Origin of the sequence: Acidovorax sp. GBBC 1281 (genome assembly GCF_028473645.1) — a bacterium.
Lineage (GTDB): Bacteria > Pseudomonadota > Gammaproteobacteria > Burkholderiales > Burkholderiaceae_C > Paracidovorax.
Map to the genome: position 1 here is coordinate 1,032,512 of NZ_CP097269.1, position 23,387 is coordinate 1,055,898.

A 23,387-nucleotide genomic window follows, 5' to 3' on the forward strand; every position below is an offset into this window, starting at 1 on the left:
TGCCGTGGCCCGCCTGCTGCTGTTGTCGCTTTCACCCATTGCCTCCGATCCCCGCGTGATGCGCCAGTACGGGGCGCTGAAGGACGAGCATGAAGTCCATGTGCTGGGGTTCGGAGAACGTCCACCTGGAGTGCTGCATTTCACCTCCGTGGAACAGACGCGTGCGGATCGCAAAGGGGTTTTGCGCAATGCGCTGCGTCTGGCCTTTCGACGCTACGACGCCTATTACTGGCAACACCCTCAGATCCGCGCGCTGGAGAAGTCCGCAGCGCAGGTGCCAGCGGGTTTTGACATGGTATTGGCCAACGATGTGATGGCTCTGCCGATGGCGTTGCGGTTGGCCGGCAATGCGCCCGTGTGGCTGGACGCGCACGAATACGCGCCGCGGGAATTCGAAGACCTTTGGGCGTGGCGCACGTTGCTGGGGCCTTTCTTCGATGCCACCTGCCGCGATGCGCTGCCGCGGGTCGCGCGCATGAGTACCGTGTGCACAGGCATCGCGCGCGAGTACGAGCGGTGCTACGGCGTTCCGGTATCCGTCATGCCCAATTGCCCCGAGCCAGAGCGCTTACCCGTGCGGCCAACGCATGCCGAACGTATTCGGCTGATCCACCATGGCGCAGCCATCGCCTCGCGCAAGATCGAGGTGATGATCGACCTCATGGACCATCTGGATGATCGCTTCAGCCTCGACCTGATGCTGATGGAGCAAGACCCGGCGTACCTCGCCACCCTGAAGCAACGGGCCGCACGGCATTCGCGCATCCGGTTCATTCCGCCAGTGCCCATGCGCGATATCGCCGCGCACACCAATGGCTATGACATCGGATTGTTCCTGCTGCCCCCCACCAATTTCAATTACCTGCATGCACTGCCCAACAAATTCTTCGAATTCATGCAGGCACGCTTGGCCATCGCCATCGGTCCGTCGCCCGAGATGCAGGCGCTGGTGACCGAACTGGGTTGTGGCGTGGTGAGCGGTAGTTTCGAAGCAGCAGACCTGGCCGCGCATCTCTCGCGCCTCACGCCCCAGGACATCGACGCCATGAAGCGCGCTTCGGACTCGGCCAGCCAGCGGTTCAATGCGGCGGCCACCCGCCAATGGCTTCGTGACGAGGTGCGCGGCTTGCTGGCCGACCGTGCCTGCTTGGTGCATTGACACCATGCGCGCGCTTGTTCTCGGAACCCAGTCGTTCATCGACGGCGGCACCAAGGTGGGTTCTCAGCATCTGGCGCAAGCGTTGGCGGCGGCGGGTTGGTCGGTCGACTATGTGCCCACGCTCTCCTCCCCGCTGGACGTCGTGGGCCGCCAGCGCCATGCCCGGCTGGCGAGGGCATGGGGACATGGGATGCCGCGGCGAGCAGTGGGCATTTCGCAAGGTCTCACCGAGTGGAGTCTTCAATCGGTGTTTCCCGCGCATCGGCTTTTTCTGCGGTGGCCTTGGCAATTGGAGGCGTATGGCCGACGCTGCCCGTCGCCATTGCGCGACGTGCCGTTCGACGCGTGCATCGCCGATGTCGCACCCAACATGTTGCTGCTGCACCAGATCACGGCCCGCGCCAAGATCTGCCGCCTCAACGATTGGCCGCAGGGGTTCGCCCGCGACCTGCACCCCGTGCTCATCAATGCGCTCGAGTCCATGGTGGGTGGCCCCGATTTCGATGAAGTCTGGGCCGTCTCTGAACCCCTGGCGGAATATGCCCGTGCGCTGCACCCGCGGGGTGAGGTGGTGCACATTCCCAATGGGGTGGAGGCCCGCCTTTTGATGCCTGCCACGCAAAGCCCGGTGGCGCGGCAGCCGCGCAGCGCGGTCTATGTCGGCGGGCTGACGGCTTGGCTGGACACGGGCTTGCTCGCCCAGGCCGCGCGGTTGCTTCCCGATTGGACCTTTGCGGTGTACGCCCCTGGTACGCCACCGCAGCACGGATGGCCTGTCAACCTCCAATGGCGCGGCAGTGTCGGCCGTGCGGAACTGCCAGCGGTTCTTCAGAGCCATGAAGTCGGCCTGATTCCTTTTTGCGAGGCCGATGGGCGCATGCGCTATGTCGAGCGTCCCTTGAAGTTCTATGAGTACATCGCCACGGGATTGGGTGTAGCCAGCACGGATCTGGGCGCAATGCGCCATGGGATGGGTGATCTGGCCTGCTACGGCAACGATGCGCGGACATTTGTCGATGCCATCGTACAGGCCCGGGAGCAGGCGCAGGGTCGCCCTGCGAGCTTCGCGAAAGACTTCGTGCAAGCCCACGACTGGAGTGTGCGCGCCCAGGCCATGCTGGCCCGTCTGGAGATGTTGCTGGCATGAAAAACTACCTTCTCTACGACTTCATGCAGGTGGCCGGAGGCGCGGAGCGGGTCACGCTCACGCTGGCCGAGGCCTTTCCGGACTTTCAGACCCTGGTCAGCCGGTGCTACCCGGACGCCCAACCCTTGCTGGATACCTCCACCGCCCAAGTGCAGGAGTTGCGGGGTGGCTGGTCTGCGCGCCTGCCGCGCATTCTGGAAAGCATGTGGTGCTTCCGGTTTCGGGCCGGACGGTTGCACGATGCCCATACCGTGCTCTACAGCGGCTTCTATGCCCCATTGGCGGTCTACCAGCAGCGGTCTGGCCGGCGCTTTTACTATTGCCACACCATTCCCCGATTCGCCTATGACCTGTACGACAGCACGTTGGCGGGTTTTCCGTGGTGGCTTCGGCCGTTCTACGCCATCTTCGTGCGGTGGTTCCGCAAGCAGTACGAAGCGGCCATCGGCCGTATGGATTGCATTTTCGTGAACTCGGAGAACGTTCGCGCACGGCTCCAGCGGTATACCGGGCTGGATGCCGAGGTGGTCTACCCCCCTGTGGCCACACAGCACTTCCGGTTTTTGGCCGATGAAGGCTACTACCTCTCTACCGCTCGACTGGTGCCCAACAAGCGGGTGGATGTGATCGTGCGGGCTTTCCTTCAGATGCCCGATCGCTCCCTGGTCGTGCTCTCTGGCGGGCCGGAACTGGAGCGATTGAAAGCGATCGCCGGAGAGGCTCCCAACATCCGGTTCACCGGCTGGCAGGCCGATGAGGCGCTGAGGCGCTGGGTGGGTAATGCCCGGTGCGTGATCTACCTGCCGGTGGACGAGGATTTTGGCATGTCGCCCGTGGAGGCCATGGCTGCAGGCAAACCCGTGATCGGTGTGGCCGAAGGGGGGTTATTGGAAACGGTGCTGCCCGGCGAAACGGGGGTGCTCATCGCACCCGATCCCGCCCCCCAGGCGGTGATGGACGCCGTGGCACGGATTGAGCAGATCCATGGCGAGAGACTTTCTGCACAATGCCGGCAACGCGCCAGGCGATTCACCGAAGCCGCCTTCATCGACCGAATGCAGGCGATCCTGCGATAGGTCCTGGGCTCAGTCGGCCGAGCCGCGGGTTCTCCAGTGCGCGATGCACAGCAGCGACGACACCGCAACGTATCGCAGCGCATTGGCCCAGGACTGGAAGATCTTCGACCGGTCTACCTTGGCGGTGTGCATGGGCAAGGCGACTTCCTTGATGCGCAGGCCCTGGCGCCGCATCAGCAGCAACGTGCCGATGTCTTGGTAGTCCAGCAAGGTCGCTTCGGTGGAGACCGCGACTTCGAGAGCCTTGCGATTGTAGAGCCGAAAGCCGGACACGAAATCGTGCAGCGCAAAACCCGTCAGGAACCGGAACCAGCTCCACGCCAGCCGGCGCGCCCAACTGGTCCGTGTGGAAAAGTGGCTCACCACCACATCGCCTTCCTGGCGTCGGGACAACAGGCTGGAGATCTCCTCCACCTCGTAACGGCCTTCCGCATCGATGGTGATCACCGCGTCGTACCCGCGCGCCAGTCCGTAGCGAAGCCCCGTCTGCAAGCTCCCCCAGGTGGTCATGGCCAGCAGCGGGCGCAACACCGTGGCGCCAGTGCTCTCCGCGAGGTGACAGGTGCCATCGGTACTGCGGTTGTCCACCACCAGCACGTCGGCGCCTACGAGTGATCGCACCCGCTGGATGAGGTGCTGAATGCCGGCCGCGTGGTTGCGTGTCGAAATCACCACCAGTACGCGCGGATTCGGTTCGGCCGGCGTGCTGCCCAGGGCCAGGTATTGGTACTGGTGCGCCAGTGCACGCTCGCACTGGGCAATGTCGAAGTACTTCAGCAGTGCCTGATGGCCCGCCTCGCCGAACTGTGCGCGCAGCCGCGTGTCGTGCTGCAGGCGGGCCAGGGTACTGCGCCAGCTCTCCACGTCTTCGATGGGCACATGCAGCCCGGCATGGGCGTAGGCCACCACCCAGGGCATGCCGGAGCCGGGCAGGTCCGTCACCACGCAGGGGCGCTTGTGCATCATGGCCTCCAGCAACACGATGCCGAACGCCTCGGTGCGCTCGCGCGACGCCAGGCAAAAGACGTCGCAGCCTTCCAGCAAGGCGTGCTTTTCCGCATCGAGCACCGAGCCGACCAAGCGCACCGCGGGTTCTCGGCCGGCTGGCGTGGTATCCCGGATCAGTGCCTCCAGCGACACCCGCAACTCGCCTTCGCCGGCGATCACGAGTTCGACCCCCGGCATGGCCTGCACGGCCTGAATCAGTGTCTCAAACCCCTTGTAGTAGGTGAGCCGACCGATGGACAGAAGCCGCAGCTGGGTTTCGGGTCTCCATTGCAGCCCACTGCGCAAGGTAGCGGGCGGGGGAGGGCGGCGCAGGTTGATGCCCAGCGGAATGACCTCGCACTTGCTGCGCCACGGCTGCAGCGCACGGCTGGCCTCCAGGTAGGGGGGCGACGTGGCGAAAATCAACTGCGCCCGGTCCAGCACCGCGTGCTCGAACGGGCGGTACAGAAAATACGCCAGCGCCACGGACAACTTGATGTCCGAGACGACGATGTCGGAATGCCAGTGCACCACGCACGGCACCTTGCGGGCCGCAGGCAGCGTCAGCGCCCACAGCGCAGAGTTGTTGGGCAGGTGCAGGTGCAGCACATCGGGCTGAAAGCGCCGGATGGCCCTTCCCAGCGCGGAGCGAAAGCCCAGGGCGATGGGCGCATAGACCAGGTTGAACTGCACCGGCACCCGCACCAGCCAGGGAGGGTCGTCCGGCAAGGGGGCTCCGTGCACCAGCGCGAACGCCTCGATGCCCTGGGCCCGCTGGGCTTCGATGAGGTCGGCCAGGAACACTTCCATACCGCCCAGATAGGGCGGAAAGAACTTGCCGATGTGCAGGACGCGCAGTGCCACGGGGGTCTCGCTGCCGCAGGCTATTTCTTCAGGGCCGCCACCTGGGCGCGCACCTGCGGGTACTGCGGATTGCGCGGATCGATCGCGATGGCGCGGTCCAGGTCCTTGAGGCTGTCGTCCAGGCGGCCGGCCGCGCGGTGGGCCATGGCCCGACCGTAGTACGCCGGCGCTGCGTTGGGGATGCGCGCGATGATCTGGTCGAACAGCGCGATCGCCGCCTTCACATCGCCCTTGCCCACCTGCGCCATGCCCAGGCCCAGCATCAGGCGCTGGTTGTTAGGGGCGGCTTTCATCAAGGCACTGAAATCGCTGATGGCATCGTCGTACCGCTGTGCGCCGATGGCGGCTTCGGCGCGGCGCATGCGCATGGATTCGCGCATGCGCTCGACCTCCTTGTCGGTGATGCCTTCTGCCGCGCGGGTCATGCCCTGCGTGAAGGCGTCGTACGCCGCGGCGAACTGCCCCAGAGCGAAGGCGGACTCGCCCCGGTGGTAGTACAGCGGCAGGTCGGTGAAGCCCTGCTTTTCCGCTTCTGCGAAGGCCGCCAAGGCCTCGGTGTGCTTTTTTTGCTGTTGCAGCGCGACGCCGATATTGAAGCGGGCGGAGCCCTGCAACGATCCCAGCGCCTCGGCGGTGGCAAAGCTCTTCTGGGCCTCGGCCACCGAGCCGCGATCGAGGTGGTATGCCCCGAGGTTCAGGAACGGCCGCCAGCGGCCGACGGCGCTCGGCGATGCCTGCAGATCGATCTTTTCGGCCGCATCGCCCCAGGCGGCGTAGTCATCCCGCAGGGATTCCACCCGCTCGAACGCCAGCAGGCTGAACACCAGGCCCACCATGCAGCCCAGCACGTAAATGGTTTTCGGCTTGAAGCCGGTCAGCACGATGGCGACCAGCACCGGCACGGCGATGGCCCAGAGATAGCTGCGGTAGAGCACGAACGGGTCCTGCACCCACACGGTCGCGAACTCGGTCACGTACAGCAGCAGCGGGAACATCAGCGCCACGCCCACGAGGCTCAACGCCCCGCGGCGGCGCAGCACGGCCCAGAGCGCGGCGGCCCACAGCGCCACATAGCCGAAGACGCCCAGGATCTGCGGGAATGCGGCATACGACAGCGGGAACGCCGGCCGCAGGTCCACCGACATCCACATCACGTTGGGGAAGAACCACAGGAACCCGTAGGCAAAGAAGAGCGCCGCCTCGTTCAGGATGCTGAGCGGGTACATGCGCTGCGTGATCCCCGGGCTCAGGCGCTCCAGCTGCTGGGCGAAGTCCAGCGAGCGCTGGTCGAAGAGCTTGCCGATGAATTCGCCGTAGATGCCGAAAAAGACCACCGCTGCCACCGCGATCAGCGCGGCGGATGCGCCAGCCAGCGTGGCGACCGTCTTCCAGCTCGGGCGGCGGACATGGATGTACAGCGGCACGCTCATTGCGGCGACCATGACCGCATGTTCCTTGGACAGCACCGCCGCCACGTAGCTCAGCAGGGCCAGGCCATACCAGAGCACGCCCCGGCCGGACAGGCCCCGCACGAAGCACCAGCACGCCAGCACCGAGAACAGCGTGGCCATGACGATCGAGCGCTGCACTAGGTACGCCACGGCATACACCGCCATGGGATTGACCGCGAACAGTGCCACGCCCACCCGCACCGCCGCCTGTTGCGACAGGCCGAAATGCGGCTGCGATTCGAATTCCTCCGGGAAGCGCGTGCGGGCCAGCAGATCGCGCACCAGCGCATACAGCGCGGCCACCGTGGCCAGGTGCAGTGCAATGTTCACGAGCCGCTGCTTGCCCCAGCCGGGGCCGGCCAAGGAGTCCACCCAGATGAAGCTGCCGTACGACAGCATCCGCTGCTTGAAGGTGAGCAGGCTGCCGTAGCTACCGAAGATCGCGCCGTCGGAAAGCCGCAGATCGTCGAACAGCAACGCATGGTTCCAGCCGGGCAGGTAGATGGCCAGCACGGCCGCCAGAACGGCGATGCCGAATACAGCAAGGGAAATGGACGGTTTGGCCATGGGCGGATAGAAAGCAGGTGGACGGGCGCAGCGGTGCGTGGCAGTGCGCGCAGGCAGCCGGGAAGTCTAAGCGATGGAATTTTCGCACCCGCTTGGCACCGCCGGATGCGGGGTGCCTCCAGGCCCGACCATTTTCCAGCGACACGCAGGGGCTCGCAGCGGCCCGGTTTCAGTCCTGGACGGGCGCCGCCGGCCCGGGTTCCAGGCCCCGCAGCACCAGGTGGCAGAGCAATTCCTCCGCCTTGTCGTAGTCGCGCTCGGTCAGCGCGGGCTTGCCCAGCAGCAGCGCGAACTGGGCCTGCTGGTCGGCGTAGGCCTGGGTCACGGACCAGATGATGAACATGAGGTGGGTGAAATTCACCTTGGCGATGCGGCCCTCGCGCGCCCAGCGCTCGAAGGTGCGCACATCGTTCTTGAGCACAGGGCCCACGCGTTCGGCGATCACGCCCGCGTAGCGCGGCGCACCGGCGATGACCTCCTTGGCGAACACCTTGGCGGCGTTCGGCCGCTCCAGCGACGAGCGCAGCTTGGCGCGGATGTAGCGGCGCAGCGCCTCGTGCGGATCATCGCCATGGGACATCTCTTCCATGCCGGCCAGCCACTGGTTGAGCACGTCGTCCAGCACGCGCAGGTACAGCGCCTCCTTGCTCGGAAAGTAGTACAGCAGGTTGTGGCGGCTCAGCCCGATGGCCGCGGCGATGCTCTCCAGCGACGCGCCCTCGAAACCGAACTGCGCAAACTGCGTCTCCGCCTCGGTGAGGATGGCCTGTTCCTTTTTGAGCCGCGAGGCGGTGGGCGGGCGCCCCGGGTCGGCGGGCGCTCCATCGGGCGCGGGGGGCTGCAGGGCGGTGAGCGTTCGCACAGGTGCGGGGCGGGAGGGCTTGGGCGAAGGGCTCATTTGCACCATTGTGGAACGACTGCGGGGTGTTTTCGCTGGCACGGTGTTTGCACTAGGGGATTTTACCGATTGGTAAATTTTTACTGATTGGTAAATTGAAAACCAGCAGGGCACGGCACCGCCGAAGACACCTGCACCACGACAGCGAGGCCCCCCGATGAAACCTCTGCAGACTGTTCCGATGTGCGGCCGCCCGGTCGCCTGCGCCTGGCCCCGCCAACGCCGCAAGCGCCACGCCCACGCGCCCCGCCGTGTTCGCGCGCCCCTTTCCCGCCCCTGATCTCCCGTCCCTGACCCTTCGCCCCGAGGACTCCCGATGGAAACGACCGCAAACCGCGCGTGCGGCATTCATGCCGCACGCCTGAACCTGGCCGACTACGCCGTGAACTTCGGCGACGCGCATCCGCCGCTCACCAAGGCGCAGGCTCTGGTGGAGGCCGAGCGCTGCTACTACTGCTTCGATGCGCCGTGCGCCACGGCGTGCCCGACCGGCATCGACATTCCCGCGTTCATCCACCGCGTCGCCCAGGGCAACGACCGCGGCGCGGCCCGCGCCATTCTCGAGGCCAACCCGCTCGGCGGCATGTGCGCCCGCGTCTGCCCGACCGAGGTGCTGTGCGAGCAGGCCTGCGTGCGCAACTCGCATGACGACAAGCCGGTGGAGATAGGCGCGCTGCAGCGCCGCGCCACCGATGCGTACTTTGCCGACCCGGGCGCGCCCCTGTTCACCCGTGCCGCGCCCACGGGCCGTCGGGTGGCTGTGGTGGGCGCGGGGCCCGCAGGGCTGGCCTGCGCCCATGGCCTGGCGGTGCGCGGGCACGACGTGGTGCTGTTCGAGGCGCGCCCCAAGCTGGGCGGTTTGAACGAATACGGCCTGGCCAGCTACAAGACCACGGGCGGCTTCGCGCAAAAGGAAATCGAATGGCTGCTGTCCATCGGCGGCATCGAGGTGCGCTGCAATCAGGTTCTGGGCCGCGATGCCACCGTGGACAGCCTGCTTCAGGCCTACGACGCCGTGTTCCTGGGTTTGGGACTGGCGGGCGTCAATGCGCTGGGCATCGCCGAGCCGCAGGTCGAGGGGCTGTGCAACGCGGTCGACTTCATTGCCGACGTGCGCCAGGCGCAGGACCTTTCGACCGTCCCCGTGGGCCGCCGCGTGGTCGTGATCGGCGGCGGCATGACGGCCGTGGACGCTGCTGTGCAGGCGCGCAAGCTGGGCGCCGAAGAGGTGACGATCGTCTATCGCCGCAGTGCCGACGGCATGTCCGCCTCCGCCGTGGAGCAGCGCTGGGCGCAGACGAACGGCGTGGCCATCCGCCACTGGGCGGCGCCGAAGGAACTGCTCAGCGAAGGCGGGGTGGTGCGTGGCATGCGGTTCGCGGCCACGGCCCTGGCGGGTGGACGCCTCGTGGACACGGGCGAAGCCTTCACGCTGGAGGCCGACATGGTGCTCAAGGCCATCGGCCAGAGTTACCTGCCCGAGCATGCAGGTCCCACGGTGGCCCTGCAGGGCGGGCGCATCGCCACCGACGACATGGGCCGCACCAGCGTGGCGCGGCTGTGGGCCGGCGGGGACTGCCGTGCCGGCGGGCGCGACCTCACGGTCGAGGCGGTCGAGCACGGCAAGGTGTCCGCCCTCTCCATCAGCGAGGCGCTGCGCGGCTGACGGCCGGCGCCTTCTCCCTCCAACACCCCGCATCCCCGGAGCATTTCCCATGGCAGACATCCGCAGCCGCTTTCTCGGCATCGAGAGCCCCAACCCGTTCTGGCTGGCCTCCGCACCGCCCACCGACAAGGAAATCAACGTCACCCGCGCCTTCGAGGCGGGCTGGGGCGGCGTGGTCTGGAAGACGCTGGGCGAAGACCCGCACGTGGTCAACGTCAACGGCCCGCGCTATGCCACGCTGATGTCGCAGGACCGCCGCGTGATCGGGCTCAACAACATCGAGCTCATCACCGACCGCCCGTTGCAGACCAACCTGGACGAGATCCGCCGCGTCAAACGCAACTGGCCCGACCGCGCAATGATCGTCTCGCTCATGGTGCCCTGCGTGGAAGAAAGCTGGAAGCGCATCCTGCCCATGGTGGAGGACGTGGGGGCCGACGGCATCGAGCTGAACTTCGGCTGCCCGCACGGCATGAGCGAGCGCGGCATGGGCGCCGCCGTGGGCCAGGTGCCCGAGTACATCCAGATGGTGACGGCCTGGTGCAAGCACTACAGCCGGCTGCCGGTGATCGTGAAGCTCACGCCCAACATCACCGACGTGCGCCAGCCCGCCTGCGCTGCCAAGGCCGGCGGGGCCGATGCGGTGTCGCTCATCAACACCATCAACTCCATCATGGGCGTGGACCTGGAGCGCATGGCCATGAGTCCCAGCACCGGCGGCCTGGGCTCGCACGGCGGCTATTGCGGCCCGGCGGTCAAGCCCATCGCGCTCAACATGGTGGCCGAGATCGCGCGCGACGCGCAGACCGCCGGCCTGCCCATCAGCGGCATCGGCGGCATCTCCACCTGGCGCGATGCGGCCGAGTACATCGCCCTGGGCTGCGGCACCGTGCAGGTGTGCACGGCGGCCATGGTGTACGGCTTCAAGATCGTGCAGGACATGTGCGACGGGTTGTCCAACTTCATGGACGCGCACGGCTACCACACCCTCGACGACTTCCGCGGCCAGGCCGTGCCGACGGTCAAGGACTGGAAGCAGCTCGACCTGAACCACATCGACAAGGCGGTGATCGATCAGGATTCGTGCATCCAGTGCGGCCGTTGCCATGTGGTGTGCGAAGACACCTCGCACCAGGCCATCACCTTCACCAAGGAAGGCGGCGTGCGCTTGTTCGAGGTGAACGAGGCCGAATGCGTGGGCTGCAACCTGTGCGTTTCGATCTGCCCCGTGCCCGAATGCATCACGCTGCGCAGCCTCGCGCCCGGCGAGGTCGATGCGCGCACCGGCAAGGTGGTGACGGGCGAGTACGCCAACTGGACCATGCACCCCAACAACCCGCAGCGCGTGGCCGCCTGAGCCGCGCTGCCGCGGCCCATTGCCCGCGCTGTTGCCCACCTTCGCGCCCGCTTCCCGCCTGCCAGCCTGTCTGCAACGTCTCGGAGACCGCCCCATGAAGACCCTGCATGCCCCCGGTGCCAGCAACGAACTGTGGAACGACGACCTGGCGCCCACCCAGCCGCACCAGCGCACCTGGCGCTGGTACCACTTCGCGGCCTTGTGGGTGGGCATGGTGATGTGCATCCCCGCCTACACGCTGGCCGCCAGCCTGATCGACAGCGGCATGTCGTGGGGGCAGGCGGTGGGCACGGTGTTCCTGGGCAACCTGATCGTGCTGGTGCCCATGCTGCTCATCGGCCATGCGGGGGCCAAGTACGGCATTCCCTACGCGGTGCTGGCGCGTGCCTCGTTCGGCACGCGCGGCGCCAAGCTGCCGGCGCTGCTGCGCGCACTGGTGGCCTGCGGCTGGTACGGCATCCAGACCTGGTTCGGCGGCATGATGATCTACACGCTGGCCGGTGTGCTCCTCGGGCACCCCCTGGAGGGCGACAAGATCGCGGGGCTGGGCATCAACCTGGGCCAGCTGGTGTGCTTCCTGGTGTTCTGGGCCATCCAGTTCTATTTCGTGGTGCACGGCATCGAGTCCATCCGCAAGCTCGAAACGTGGACGGCGCCGATCAAGATCGTCATCTGCTTTCTGCTGCTGTGGTGGGCGTATGACAAGGCGGGCGGTTTCGGGCCCATCCTGGACCAGCCCTCGCAGTTCACGCCCGGCGGCAAGAAGGCGGGGCAGTTCAGCGCCGTGTTCTGGCCGTCGCTGACCGCCATGGTGGGCTTCTGGGCCACGCTGGCGCTCAACATTCCAGACTTCACGCGGTTCGCCCAGTCGCAGCGCGATCAGGTGGTGGGCCAGGCCATCGGCCTGCCCGTGCCCATGGGACTGCTGGCCGCGCTGGCGGTGTTCGTGACCTCGGCCACGGTGGTCATCTACGGCAAGGCGCTGTGGGACCCGGTGGACCTGGCCAGCCGCATGACGGGCGCGGCCGTGCTGATCGCGCTCATCATCCTGCTGATCGACACCGTCAGCGTGAACCTCGCAGCCAACCTCGTGGGGCCGGCCTACGACTTCTCGGCACTGAGCCCGTCGCGCATCAGCTACCGCGTGGGCGGCTACATCACCGTGGGCATCGCCATCGCGATGATGCCTTGGAAGATCCTGGAATCGACCCAGGGCTACATCTTCACCTGGCTCATCGGCTACTCGGCGCTACTGGGGCCGGTGGCCGGCATCCTGATGGTGGACTATTACCTGGTGCGCCGCACCGAGCTGGACGTGGCCGCGCTGTACGAAGAGCGCGGCGCCTACCGTTACCGCGGCGGCTGGAATGCGGTGGCCGTGGTGGCCTTCGTGCTGGGCGTGGCGCCCAACATTCCCGGCTTCCTGAACGCGGCATTCCCCGCCACCTTCCCCGGCGTGGGCGAGGTGTTCAAGCAGATCTATGCCTATGCCTGGTTCATCGGCCTGGCGATTGCCGCCGTGGTGTACCGCCTGGGCATGGCCGGCCAGGCGCACCTGGCGCCCACTCCGTTGCGCCGCGCCTGAGCGCGGCGGGCACCCCTTCATCTTTCAGGAGACCTGCCATGAGCCCGACCCCTTCCAACGCCGTGCTGATCCGCGGCGGCACCGTGGTTCATGCCGACCGCGAAGAGCGCGCCGACGTGCTGTGCGTGGACGGCCGCATCGCCGCCGTGGGCCCCGATGTGGCGGGCGAGGCGCCTGCCGGTGCCGAGACGCTGGATGCGAGCGGCCAGTACGTGCTGCCGGGCGGCATCGATCCGCACACGCACATGCAGCTGCCCTTCATGGGCACCGTCACCATGGACGATTTCTTCACCGGCACGGCGGCAGGCCTGGCGGGCGGCACCACCAGCATCATCGACTTCGTGATCCCCGACCCGCAGGAGCCCATGATGGACGCCTACCGCAAGTGGCGCGGCTGGGCCGAGAAATCGGCGGCCGACTACGGCTTTCACGTCGCCGTCACCTGGTGGAGCGAGCAGGTGCGGGCCGACATGGGCACGCTGGTGCAGGAAGAGGGCGTCAATAGCTTCAAGCACTTCATGGCCTACAAGAACGCCATCATGTGCGACGACGAAACGCTGGTGAACAGCTTCCGGCGCGCGCTGGAGCTGGGCGCCATGCCCACCGTGCACGCCGAGAACGGCGAACTCGTCTACCTGCTGCAGCAGGAGGTGGCCAAGATGGGCATCACCGGTCCCGAGGGCCATCCGCTGGCCCGCCCGCCCATGGTGGAGGCCGAGGCGGCCAACCGCGCCATCGCCATCGCCGACGTGCTGGGCGTGCCCATCTACGTGGTGCATGTGAGCTGCGCCGAAGCGGCGGAGGCCATCGCCCGCGCCCGCGCCCGGGGCCAGCGCGTGTTCGGCGAAGTGCTGGCCGGTCACCTGCTGATCGACGACAGCGTGTACCGCGACCCGGACTTCGCCACCGCCGCCGCCCACGTGATGAGCCCGCCGTTCCGCCCCCGCTCGGGCGGCCACCAGGAGGCGCTGTGGCGCGGCCTGCAATCGGGCCAGTTGCACACCACGGCCACCGACCACTGCACCTTCTGCGCTGCGCAGAAAGCCATGGGCCGCGACAACTTCGCCAAGATCCCCAACGGCACGGGCGGCGTGGAAGAGCGCATGGCCGCCATCTGGGACGGCGGCGTGAACACCGGGCGGCTCACGCCCTCGGAGTTCGTCGCCATCACCTCCACCAATGCGGCCAAACTCTTCAACATCTACCCGCGCAAAGGCTTCGTCGGCGCCGGGGCCGATGCCGACCTGGTGCTCTGGGACCCGCAAGGCACGAAGACGTTTTCTGCGAGGACGCAGCACAGCAAGGGCGACTTCAACATCTTCGAGGGCCGCACCGTGCGCGGCATTCCCAGTCACACCATCAGCCAGGGGCGCGTGGTGTTCGCCAACGGCGACCTGCGCGCCGAGCCGGGCCGGGGCCGCTACATCAAGCGCCCCGCGTTCGGCCCCCAGTTCCAGGCCGTGCAAAAGCGCGCGCAGGACCTCGCCCCCACGGCGGTCGCCCGCTGACGGCCGCCCACGCATCCGGAGAACACCATGGACACGACCACCCGAACCGACATCAGCCACCTGCGCGTCAACGGCGAGCGCCTGTGGGATTCCCTCATGGAGCTGGCGCAGATCGGTGCCACGCCCAAAGGCGGCGTCTGCCGCCTCACCCTCACCGATCTGGACAAGCAGGGCCGCGACCTCGTCACCCGCTGGGCGCGCGAGGCCGGCATGACCGTCACCATCGACCAGATCGGCAACGGCTTCATGCGCCGCCCGGGGCGCAATAACAACCTTCCGCCCATCATGACCGGCAGCCACATCGACACCCAGCCTACGGGCGGCAAGTTCGACGGCAACTACGGCGTGCTGGCCGGCATCGAGGTGGTGCGCACGCTGAACGACCACGGCATCGAGACCGAGGCGCCGATCGAGGTGGCCTTCTGGACCAACGAGGAAGGCAGCCGCTTCGTGCCCGTGATGATGGGCTCGGGCGTGTTCGCCAAGGCCTTCACCCTGGAGCATGCCTACGCCGCCACCGATACCGAAGGCAAGACGGTGAAGGGCGAGCTCGAGCGCATCGGCTACGTGGGCGATCAGGTGCCCGGCGACCACCCCATCGGCGCGTACTTCGAGACCCACATCGAGCAGGGCCCGGTGCTGGAGGACCACGACAAGACCATCGGCGTGGTGACGGGCGTGCTCGGCATCCGCTGGTACGACTGCACCGTGACCGGCATGGAGGCCCATGCCGGCCCCACGCCCATGGCCCTGCGCAAGGATGCGCTGCAGGTCGCCACGCGCCTCATGCAGGAGGTGGTGGCCTGCGCGCACCGCCATCCGCCGCATGGTCGCGGCACGGTGGGCATGGTGCAGGTGCACCCCAACAGCCGCAACGTGATCCCCGGCCAGGTCAAGTTCAGCATCGACCTGCGCAACGCCACTGACGCCGATTGCGAAAGCATGGACCGCGACATCCGCGACGTGGCCACCCGCCTCAGCGCCGAAACCGGCCTGCCGATCCAGATCGACCTGGTGTCCAGCTACCCCGCGCAGGTGTTTCACCCCGACTGCGTGGACGCGGTCGGCCGGGCCGCCGCCAGCCTGGGCTACAGCCACATGCCGGCCGTGTCGGGCGCGGGGCACGACGCGGTCTACATGGCGCGCCTGGCACCTGCGGGCATGGTCTTCATTCCGTGCAAGGACGGCATCAGCCACAACGAGATCGAAGACGCCCAACCCGAGCACATCACCGCCGGCTGCAACGTGCTGCTGCATGCCATGCTGGAACGCGCCGGCACCTGAATGGTGCGGGGCCGGGGTGGCGGCCTGCCGCCGTGTTACAGCAACCCTCCCCCGGTGGGGTTGTGGCAGGCCCCTTCAGCGCATAACGTTCAACGCTTTGCTTGAAGCCATGCCTTCCATGACGACACCGAACCGGCCCGATGGGCGCGCTGCCTCCGCCTTCTTCCCTTCCACCCCCGCCCGCGCGACCCTCGTGGCCGCCACCGTGGTGGCCGCGCTGGCCCTGGCCGGCTGCGAGACCACCAACATGCGCATGGGCAGCCCCGATGCCAAGACCGTGGCCACAGGCAGCGCAACCGGTGGCGCCACCGAAGGCGCCAGCAGCGAGCTCGAACGCTGCGAATCGCCGCTGGGCACCGTCTCGCTGATCGAGAACCAGCAGGCCGGCTGGTACACCATTCTGCGCAATGAATACCGCCTGCCGCCCACGGCCAACCTGCTGCGCCTGCTGGTGCAGCAGTCCAACTGCTTCGTCGTGATCGAGCGCGGCGCGGCCGGCATGACAGCCATGGACCGCGAGCGCGCCATCATGCAATCCGGAGAGATGCGCGGCGGCAGCAACTTCGGCAAGGGCCAGATGGTCGCCTCCGACTACGGCCTGTCGCCCGAGATCGTGTTCAACAACAACAACGCGGGCGGCGCCTCCGCATCGCTGGGCGGCCTGCTGGGCGGGCGCGCGGGCGGCCTGCTGGGTGCGCTGGGCGGCAGCCTGAACACCAAGGAAGCGAGCGCATTGCTCACCCTCATCGACCACCGCTCCGGCGTGCAGGTGGCAGCCTCCGAAGGCAGCGCCTCCAAGACCGACTTCGGCGCCGTGGGCCAGCTGTTCGGCGGATCGGGCGGCGCGCGCCTGGGCGGCTACAGCAACACGGCCGAAGGCAAGGTGATCGCCGCGGCCTTCATGGACGCCTTCAACCAGATGGTGCGTTCGCTGCGCAGCTACAAGGCCCAGTCGGTCAAGGGCCAGGGCCTGGGCGGCGGCGGTCGCCTGGGGGTGGATGGCGGCGCCGCGCCGTCGCAGACCTCGGCGCCGCGCGCGCAGCCCGTGTCGGCGGCCACCGGCGGCCTGTCGCTGCGCGATGCGCAGGCCAAGCTGAACGCCCTGGGGCATGACACCGGCACGCCCGACGGTGCCATGGGCGCCAAGACGGCGGCCGCCCTGCGTGCCTTCCAGAAGGAGCGGGGCCTGCCCATTACCGGCCGGCTCGACGCCGCCACCGCGGCCCAGTTGAGCCAGTAACGGCTGCCGGACGGCTGCCGGCTTCGAGTCGGTCGTCCGCGCCCACTGGCGGCTGGCGCCTAGTGTCCTGTCCCGTTAATTCGCCCGCATAGTCTGGCGAGTTTTTCGAGGATGGAGTCTGCTGTAGCTGTCCAAGTAAACGGCTGGCAGGACTGGTTGTAATTCGCGATGAATGTGTCGATCTTGTTGATCAGATCCTTCACGCTGGTGAACGAGCCACGGCGGATTGCCCGCGTGGTGATGATCGAGAAGAAGCGCTCGACCTGATTGAGCCAGCTTGAATAGGTCGGAACGAAGTGCATGTGCCAGCGAGGCCGCTCGGCCAACCAAGCGCGCACCTTTGGATGCTTGTGGCTGGCGTAGTTATCAGCTATGCAGTGCACATCCAGTTCGTCGGGCACTGCCTTGTCGATGGCGCGCAGGAAGGCAAGGAACTCTTGATGACGATGCCGGGGCCGGCACTGCGCGATCACTTGGCCATTCATCACGTTCAGGGCCGCGAACAAGGTGGTGGTGCCGTGGCGCACGTAGTCGTGCGTGACACCTTCGACATAGCCAAACCCCATTGGCAGCATCGGCTGCGTACGCTCCAAAGCTTGGCATTGGCTCTTCTCGTCCACGCACAGCACCAGCGCGTTGTCAGGTGGGTTCAGGTACAGCCCCACAACGTCGCGCAGCTTCTCGATGAACAGCGGATCGGTCGACAGCTTGAAGCTGTCGGCCCGGTGCGGCTTGAGGTTGAAGGTCTGCAGATAGCGCGCCACCGTGCTCTTGCTGATGCCCGTATCGGCGGCCAGCGTGCGGGTGCTCCAGTGGGTACCCCCATCAGCAGGCTTGGTGTGCAACGTCTTGGTAATCAACTCAGCAACACGCTCGTCATCTACCGTGCGGGGGCGACCCGGGCGCAACTCGTCGTAAAGCCCTGCAATGCGATGGCGCGCATAGCGCCCGCGCCACTTGGTGACAGTGCTACGACTGATCCCCAGAGCCTGCGCAACCGCGGTGCTGGCTTTATCTGTGCCTTCGCAAGTCAGCACGATGCGCGCCCTGAGCGACAACGCCGCTGGCAGCGAACGTGATCGCGCCATGGACGTCAGTTCCGCGCGCTCCACTTCACTAAGCGCAATTTCTGTTCGGGTCGTTGCATTGGGCATGGCGGCACCTCAAGGATGGCCCGAAACCATGCAGCTATCGTGCCTGCGAATTAACGGGACAGGACACTAGCCGGCACCGTGCGCGCCGGTCAGGTTCAGGAAGTGGTCCAGCATGTGGAAGTGGTCCTCGAAGAAGGCCTCTTCCATGGCCGCCAGGTCCGCGACCGGTATCCACTGCACCTGCATGGCGTCGTCGTCGGCCTGCACGGCAGGGAAGGGCGCATCGCCCAGGTCGAAGTAGTGGGCGTGCGTGATGGTGCGCCCGCGCTGGCTGCGGTCGGGGTGGTCGAAGACGGCCGTGGCGCGCAGTGCGCGGCGCAGGGTGGCGTCGGGCACGTCGCAGTGCGTCTCTTCGGCCAGTTCGCGCAGGCACGACTGCCACAGCGTCTCGCGCTGCTCGATGAAGCCGCCCGGCATGGCCAATTGGCCCTTGCCCGGGGCGTGCGCGCGGCGGATGACGAGCACGTGGTCCTGGCAGCGCAGCACGGCGTCCACCGTGACGAACACCGGCGGGTAAGGCGCCTGCGCCCACGATTCGCGGTAGCTGCGCAGCACGCGCCACTCTTCCTGCAGCGCCGCGTAGTGCGGCTGCCGGGCGAACACGTCCAGAAATTCGAGCGTGCTGGCCGGCATCTGGTCGGCCAGGGGGCCGAGCGCCGTCAGCACGCCCTGCGGCGCCGCGCCGAAGTACGCGTCGCGGATGGCGGTGGCATCGATGGTGCCCTGCCGGTCCATGGGGATCAGCGACCAGCCGGGGAAGGCGTCCAGGTAGCTGCTGGTCGCGTCCTTGAAATGGCCGACCAGGCCGATGCGCGCATCGGGCAGCACGTGCGTGGACACGGCGCGCAACACCGCCGCCACCCACAGGGCCTCGTTGTAGTGATCGCGCACGGGCAGCACGGTCAGCCGGGCCCGGTCGGCCTCGGGCAGGGCATTGCGCAGCATGGCTTCGCGCTCGGCCCAGGTGAACGGGTTCTTGGGCGATCGGGCCTGCCAGGCCGAGCCCATGACCACGATCACGTTTTTGGCGCTGTCCAGCGCACACTGCAAAAGGGCCAGGTGGCCGTTGTGGACGGGCTCGAAGCGGCCGATGTAGATGGCGGTGTCGTACATGTGTGTTCCGGTTGGGCGCCCCGCGCCGTGAGCGGCGCCTTCGGGGCTTCTGGGAATGTAGCCGGGCGGGCCGGGACGGGCGGCGGGCGCGGCGAATGCGCCGACCGCTCCGCATGGGTCGCTACGCGGCCGGATTTATCGATTTGCTATAAAAATAGTAGCGATATGCCCTAGTAATGATTGTGCTGGAGGCATTTTTGATGCAAACCTCTCCGTGGCGCAGGCCAGCGCCTCACACATACCGCGCGGCGATCGGCATCTGCCGCCCGGTGCCGAAGGCCTTGGCCCTCACGCGCACGATGGGCGGGGCCTGGCGCCGCTTGTATTCGCTGCGCGCCACCAGCATGCGCACGCGGTGCGCCAGGGCCTGGCCGTCCGCGCTGGCCTGCAACTGGCGCGCGAAGTCCTGTGCGTTGGCGTACTCGGCGCGCGACAGGCCCTCACCTTCGATGAGCAGCTTGAGGATCTCGTCCAGCACGGGGTAGGGCGGCAGGCTGTCGTCGTCCTTCTGGCCGGGCGCGAGTTCGGCCGAGGGCGGCTTGTCGATGATGGCCTGGGGAATGATCTCGCGCCCCGCGTTCTCGTTCACGTGGCGCGACAGCTCGAACACCTCGGTCTTGTACAGGTCGCCCAGCAGGCCCAGGCCGCCGTTGGTGTCGCCGTACAGCGTGCAGTAGCCCACCGAGATTTCCGACTTGTTGCCGGTGGTGAGCAGCAGGTGCCCGAAGGCGTTGGAATACTCCATCAGCGTCGTGCCGCGGATGCGGGCCTGCACGTTCTCCAGCGGCAGGCCGCGCAGCGGCTGCCCGAAGCTGGCCTCGAACTGCGCGGAAAAGCCCGCCACCAGGTCCGCGATGGGGTGGGTGTGCAGCACCACGCCCAGGTTGCGGCACAGCTGCACCGAATCGTCCACCGAGCCGCTGGACGAAAACCGCGAGGGCATGGTGATGCCCACCACGTTCTCCGGCCCCAGCGCTTCGGCCGCCAGCGCCAGCGTGAGTGCGCTGTCGATGCCGCCCGAGCTGCCCACCACCGCCTGCGTGAACCCGCAGCGGCGTGCGTAGTCCCTCAGGCCCAGCACGATCTGCTGGCGGTAGAACGCCATGGTGGGCAGGCCCTCGCGGGGCACGGGCGGCAGGTCGGTGCCGTCCAGCCGGGCGAAGTGGCCGTTGTCCAGCAACTGCACGGTGGACACGTCCTCCTCGAAGCGGCGCGATTCGAAGACCACGCCGTCCTCGGGCTCGACCGCGAAGGAGGCGCCGTCATAGACCAGCTGGTCGTGCCCGCCGACCTGGTTCACGTAGACGATGGGCAGGCCGTGACGCCGTGCCGCATCGCCGAACACCTGGTGGCGCAGCTCTCGCTTGCCGATGTGGCTGGGGCTGGCGTTGATGCTCACCACCAGGTCGGGCGCGGCATCGGCCATGCGCTGGAAGGGGTTGGTCTGGTAGTCGGCGCCGCTGTCGTTCCAGCCGTCCTCGCACACGATGAACCCCACCTGCGAGGTGCCGATGCGCAGCACCTTGGCCACGTCCGGGCCGGGCTCGAAATGGCGACGCTCGTCGAAGACGTTGTAGGTGGGCAGCAGCTGCTTGGCATACGACAGCCGCACCTCGCCCGCCCGCAGCACCCGCAGCGCGTTCAGCAGCCGCTTGCCCGGCCCCGGCGTGCGCACCGGCATACCGACCACCCAGTGCAGCGCGGGCAGGCCGGCCGATGCTTCGCACAGCCGGGCCAGGCCCGCGTCCAGGCGTTCGAGAAAGGCGGGCTCCTCCAGCAGGTCGCCGGGGTAGTAGCCGCACAGCGACAGCTCGGAGAACACCACGAGGTCGGACTGCGCGGCCGCGGCCTCCTGCGCGGCGGCGATCATGCGATCGACGTTGCCTTCGATGTCGCCCACGGTGAGGTTCAACTGGGCCAGGGTGATGCGGAGCATGGTGTCTTTCCTTTCTGTCTTTCTTCTTCAAGCGGCGATGGGTCGGTGGCGGGGCGGCGGCGTGCCGCGGCGCCTCATGGCGGTGGCACGTTGAACACCTGCCGCAGGTAGGCCAGGTAGGTTTCGTCGTCGCACAGAGTCTTGCCCGGGCTGTCCGAGAGCTTGGCCACCGGCTGGCCGTTGGCGTGGGTGATCTTCATCACGATGTTGAGCGGCGCCACGCCCATGTCGTTGGTCAGTTGCGTACCGATGCCGAAGCCCAGTTGCACCCGGTCGCTGAAATGGCGGTGCAGCGACAGCGCCTTGTCCACGTTCAGCCCGTCCGAGAACACGAGCCGCTTGGTGTGCGCGTCGATGCGCAGGCGGGCGTAGTGCGCCAGCGCCTTCTCGCCCCAGGCCACCGGGTCGCCCGAATCGTGGCGCAGGCCGTCGAAGAGCTTGGCGAAGTACAGGTCGAAGTCCGCCAGGAATGCGTCCATGCCCACCGTGTCGGTCAGCGCGATCCCGAGGTCGCCCCGGTACTCCTGCACCCAGTCCTCCAGCGCGGCCTTTTGAAAGTCGCGCAGCCGCACGCCCAGGGCCTGGTAGGTCTGCAAATACTCGTGCGCCATGGTGCCGATGGGCACCAGGTTCAGGTCGCGCGCCAGCATCACGTTGGAGGTGCCCTTGAACCACTGCGGCGCCTGCTGTGCGAAAGCTTGCACCACCTCGCGCTGCCACGCGCCGCTGTAGCGCCGGCGCAGCCCGAAGTCGAACATCTCGAACGGGTGCGTGCGCTCGGGCTCGCCCGAGAGCGCCTGCACGTGGGCGATCTTGTCCGTCAGCCGGCGGCGTCCCTCGTCCAGCGCCGCGGCCGGATCGAAGCGGCGGAAATACAGCTCGTTCACGATCGCCAGCACGAAGATCTCGAAACCCATCACATGCACCTGCGGGCCGCGCGCCACGATGTGCAGGTCGCCGCCCTCGGCCCGTGCCTCGATGAACGCGCGCTGGAACTGGAACAGGCGCAGGAAGTCCACGAAGTCGCTTTTGATGAAGCGCAGGCCGGCCAGGTAATCCAGCTCGCCCCGGGAAAACCGCAGCGTGCACAGCGCGTCCAGCGCTGCGTTCACTTCGCCGAGCAGCTCGGCCAGCGGATAGGCCGGCCGGTTGCGGCAGACGAAGCGGTATTCGGCCTGCGTCTGCGGGTGGCCGTGCAGCAGCGCCTGCCACATCGTGAATTTGTAGAGGTCGGTGTCGAGCAGGCTGGTGATGACGGGTTGCATGGCGTTTGCTATTGTTTTAGGAGTGGATGCCGGGATGGAATATGCGCTAGAGGCGGATTTCATCGCTGCGCGCCAGTTGCGCTCCCTGGGCCTGCAGGGCGTCCAGAAAGTCCTGCTGCTGCGCCCCGAAACCGGCCACGGGCGCCATGCAGTCGGTCAGCAGCACGAGGCGGTCGGCCCGCCAGCCCGGCTGCAGCCGGGGCAGGTGCTGCACGATGTGCTCGGTGGTGGCGCGCACGCAGTGGCTGCCGGCCTCGCCCGCAATGACGAGGCGGTCCGCCGTCCCCAGCGCGTGGAGCAGCCGGGTGTTGATCAACGTGGAGGGGTCGTCGGCATTGGGCACCTCGGCCTCGATGGCGCTGTAGTGCTCGGTCCAGGGGTTGGTGCCCTTGAACACGGGGTGCACCGCGCGCTGGCGCTGTGCCTGCCACGCGCCGCAGGCGGCCAGCACGTCGGCATGCACGCCGTGACCCCAGCTGCCGATCTCACAGTGCACGGGCCACACCATCAGCGTGTAGCGCCCTTGAGACTCCAGCGCGTCCAGGTAGGCCAGCACGCGGGGCAGGGCCGCGGCATCGCGCGGGGCGAACGCGCCGGCGCGCACCTGCGCCGCGGTGATGGTCGTGAACGGGGCGACCTCGCCGGCGCGCACCTGCGCCGCGGTGATGGTCGTGAACGGGGCGACCTCGCCGCCGTCGCCCTGGTGCCAGAACGGGGGGTGCGCCACGTCGTAGCGCTGGTGCGAGTCGAGCGTGACGGTGATCGCCTCCAGCGCCGGGCCATGGCGCCGGATGAAGGCGGCCAGGCGCTGCATGTCGGCATGGGTGCCGGGCACGGGCAAGGCGGGGGCGATGGGCTGGCCGGTGAGCGGGTGCGCCGGCTGCCAATCGGTGGGCAGGTCGCAGAAATCGTTCTGGGGGTCGATCATCAGCAACTGGGTCGTCATGGAGCGGTTCATGGATCGGGTCATGGTGCAAGGTCCTCGGTGCGATGGGTGCAGTCTATTCCTGTTAGTTTGACTTTGCAACTAAGTAGATCGCAAGGCATTTTCACGAAATGAAAAGCCGGCTGAAGTGGCTTGATGGGTGGCATCGGCATTCCGGGAGTGGTAGGCTCGTTCGTCCAATCCT

At 67.3% G+C, this 23,387-nt stretch carries 17 protein-coding genes; 9 read left to right on the plus strand and 8 right to left on the minus strand.

What is annotated here, in order from left to right; all coding sequences use genetic code 11:
- Positions 1 to 4 precede the first annotated feature (4 nt).
- From M5C96_RS04665 to M5C96_RS04675, 3 genes are read left to right on the plus strand one after another with little or no spacing between them, the layout of a single operon-like run.
- Complete coding sequence (locus tag M5C96_RS04665) at positions 5 to 1,159, plus strand: glycosyltransferase (protein WP_272567509.1); 1,155 nt, start codon at positions 5 to 7, stop codon at positions 1,157 to 1,159.
- A 4-nt stretch (positions 1,160 to 1,163) separates the two neighbouring features.
- Positions 1,164 to 2,306, plus strand: coding sequence for a hypothetical protein (locus M5C96_RS04670; protein WP_272567511.1), 1,143 nt, complete (start codon positions 1,164 to 1,166; stop codon positions 2,304 to 2,306).
- The gene (locus tag M5C96_RS04675; RefSeq protein ID WP_272567513.1) at positions 2,303 to 3,382 is read left to right on the plus strand and encodes a glycosyltransferase; all 1,080 of its coding nucleotides are present in this window, start codon (positions 2,303 to 2,305) and stop codon (positions 3,380 to 3,382) included. The genes M5C96_RS04670 and M5C96_RS04675 overlap by 4 nt, the downstream gene beginning before the upstream one ends.
- Before the next feature lie 9 nt (positions 3,383 to 3,391).
- On the opposite strand, the gene M5C96_RS04680 is transcribed toward M5C96_RS04675, so the two are convergent.
- The 3 genes from M5C96_RS04680 to M5C96_RS04690 form a co-directional block, all read right to left on the minus strand.
- The gene (locus M5C96_RS04680) at positions 3,392 to 5,233 is read right to left on the minus strand and encodes a glycosyltransferase (protein ID WP_442867358.1); all 1,842 of its coding nucleotides are present in this window, start codon (positions 5,231 to 5,233) and stop codon (positions 3,392 to 3,394) included.
- A gap of 20 nt (positions 5,234 to 5,253) precedes the next feature.
- Positions 5,254 to 7,251 carry a tetratricopeptide repeat protein gene (locus tag M5C96_RS04685; protein ID WP_272567514.1) on the minus strand — a complete coding sequence of 666 codons (1,998 nt, stop codon included), beginning with the start codon at positions 7,249 to 7,251 and terminating at the stop codon, positions 5,254 to 5,256.
- A gap of 169 nt (positions 7,252 to 7,420) precedes the next feature.
- A complete protein-coding gene (locus M5C96_RS04690; RefSeq protein ID WP_272567516.1) occupies positions 7,421 to 8,158 on the minus strand; it encodes a TetR/AcrR family transcriptional regulator in 738 nt (245 codons plus the stop codon).
- A gap of 307 nt (positions 8,159 to 8,465) precedes the next feature.
- On the opposite strand from M5C96_RS04690, the gene M5C96_RS04695 reads away from it, so the two are divergent.
- The 6 genes from M5C96_RS04695 to M5C96_RS04720 all read left to right on the plus strand — a co-directional run bounded on the left by M5C96_RS04695 (position 8,466) and on the right by M5C96_RS04720 (position 16,789).
- Positions 8,466 to 9,815 (plus strand): NAD(P)-dependent oxidoreductase, encoded by a 1,350-nt coding sequence (locus tag M5C96_RS04695; protein WP_272567518.1) that lies wholly within the window; start codon positions 8,466 to 8,468, stop codon positions 9,813 to 9,815.
- Between the two features lie 49 nt (positions 9,816 to 9,864).
- Positions 9,865 to 11,172, plus strand: a complete 1,308-nt coding sequence (preA, locus tag M5C96_RS04700; protein ID WP_272567519.1) for an NAD-dependent dihydropyrimidine dehydrogenase subunit PreA — start codon at positions 9,865 to 9,867, stop codon at positions 11,170 to 11,172.
- 94 nt (positions 11,173 to 11,266) lie between these two features.
- The gene (locus M5C96_RS04705; protein WP_272567520.1) at positions 11,267 to 12,757 is read left to right on the plus strand and encodes an NCS1 family nucleobase:cation symporter-1; all 1,491 of its coding nucleotides are present in this window, start codon (positions 11,267 to 11,269) and stop codon (positions 12,755 to 12,757) included.
- 38 nt (positions 12,758 to 12,795) lie between these two features.
- On the plus strand, positions 12,796 to 14,265 hold the full coding sequence (gene hydA / locus M5C96_RS04710) for a dihydropyrimidinase (protein ID WP_272567521.1): 1,470 nt from the start codon (positions 12,796 to 12,798) through the stop codon (positions 14,263 to 14,265).
- 27 nt (positions 14,266 to 14,292) lie between these two features.
- Entirely contained in the window at positions 14,293 to 15,549 is a 1,257-nt protein-coding gene (locus M5C96_RS04715) for a Zn-dependent hydrolase (protein ID WP_272567522.1), read from the plus strand.
- 118 nt (positions 15,550 to 15,667) lie between these two features.
- The gene (locus tag M5C96_RS04720; RefSeq protein ID WP_272567524.1) at positions 15,668 to 16,789 is read left to right on the plus strand and encodes a peptidoglycan-binding domain-containing protein; all 1,122 of its coding nucleotides are present in this window, start codon (positions 15,668 to 15,670) and stop codon (positions 16,787 to 16,789) included.
- Positions 16,790 to 16,848: 59 nt separating this feature from the next.
- On the opposite strand, the gene M5C96_RS04725 is transcribed toward M5C96_RS04720, so the two are convergent.
- The 5 genes from M5C96_RS04725 to M5C96_RS04745 all read right to left on the minus strand — a co-directional run bounded on the left by M5C96_RS04725 (position 16,849) and on the right by M5C96_RS04745 (position 23,227).
- Positions 16,849 to 17,943, minus strand: coding sequence for an IS630 family transposase (locus tag M5C96_RS04725; RefSeq protein WP_272563777.1), 1,095 nt, complete (start codon positions 17,941 to 17,943; stop codon positions 16,849 to 16,851).
- Between the two features lie 66 nt (positions 17,944 to 18,009).
- Positions 18,010 to 19,056: a bifunctional nicotinamide-nucleotide adenylyltransferase/Nudix hydroxylase gene (locus M5C96_RS04730; RefSeq protein WP_272567526.1), complete on the minus strand. Its 1,047-nt coding sequence runs from the start codon at positions 19,054 to 19,056 to the stop codon at positions 18,010 to 18,012.
- A gap of 232 nt (positions 19,057 to 19,288) precedes the next feature.
- Positions 19,289 to 20,992 (minus strand): NAD+ synthase, encoded by a 1,704-nt coding sequence (locus M5C96_RS04735; protein WP_272567527.1) that lies wholly within the window; start codon positions 20,990 to 20,992, stop codon positions 19,289 to 19,291.
- 74 nt (positions 20,993 to 21,066) lie between these two features.
- On the minus strand, positions 21,067 to 22,257 hold the full coding sequence (gene pncB, locus M5C96_RS04740) for a nicotinate phosphoribosyltransferase (RefSeq protein WP_272567528.1): 1,191 nt from the start codon (positions 22,255 to 22,257) through the stop codon (positions 21,067 to 21,069).
- A 46-nt stretch (positions 22,258 to 22,303) separates the two neighbouring features.
- Positions 22,304 to 23,227: a cysteine hydrolase gene (locus M5C96_RS04745; RefSeq protein ID WP_272567529.1), complete on the minus strand. Its 924-nt coding sequence runs from the start codon at positions 23,225 to 23,227 to the stop codon at positions 22,304 to 22,306.
- Positions 23,228 to 23,387: the final 160 nt, after the last annotated feature.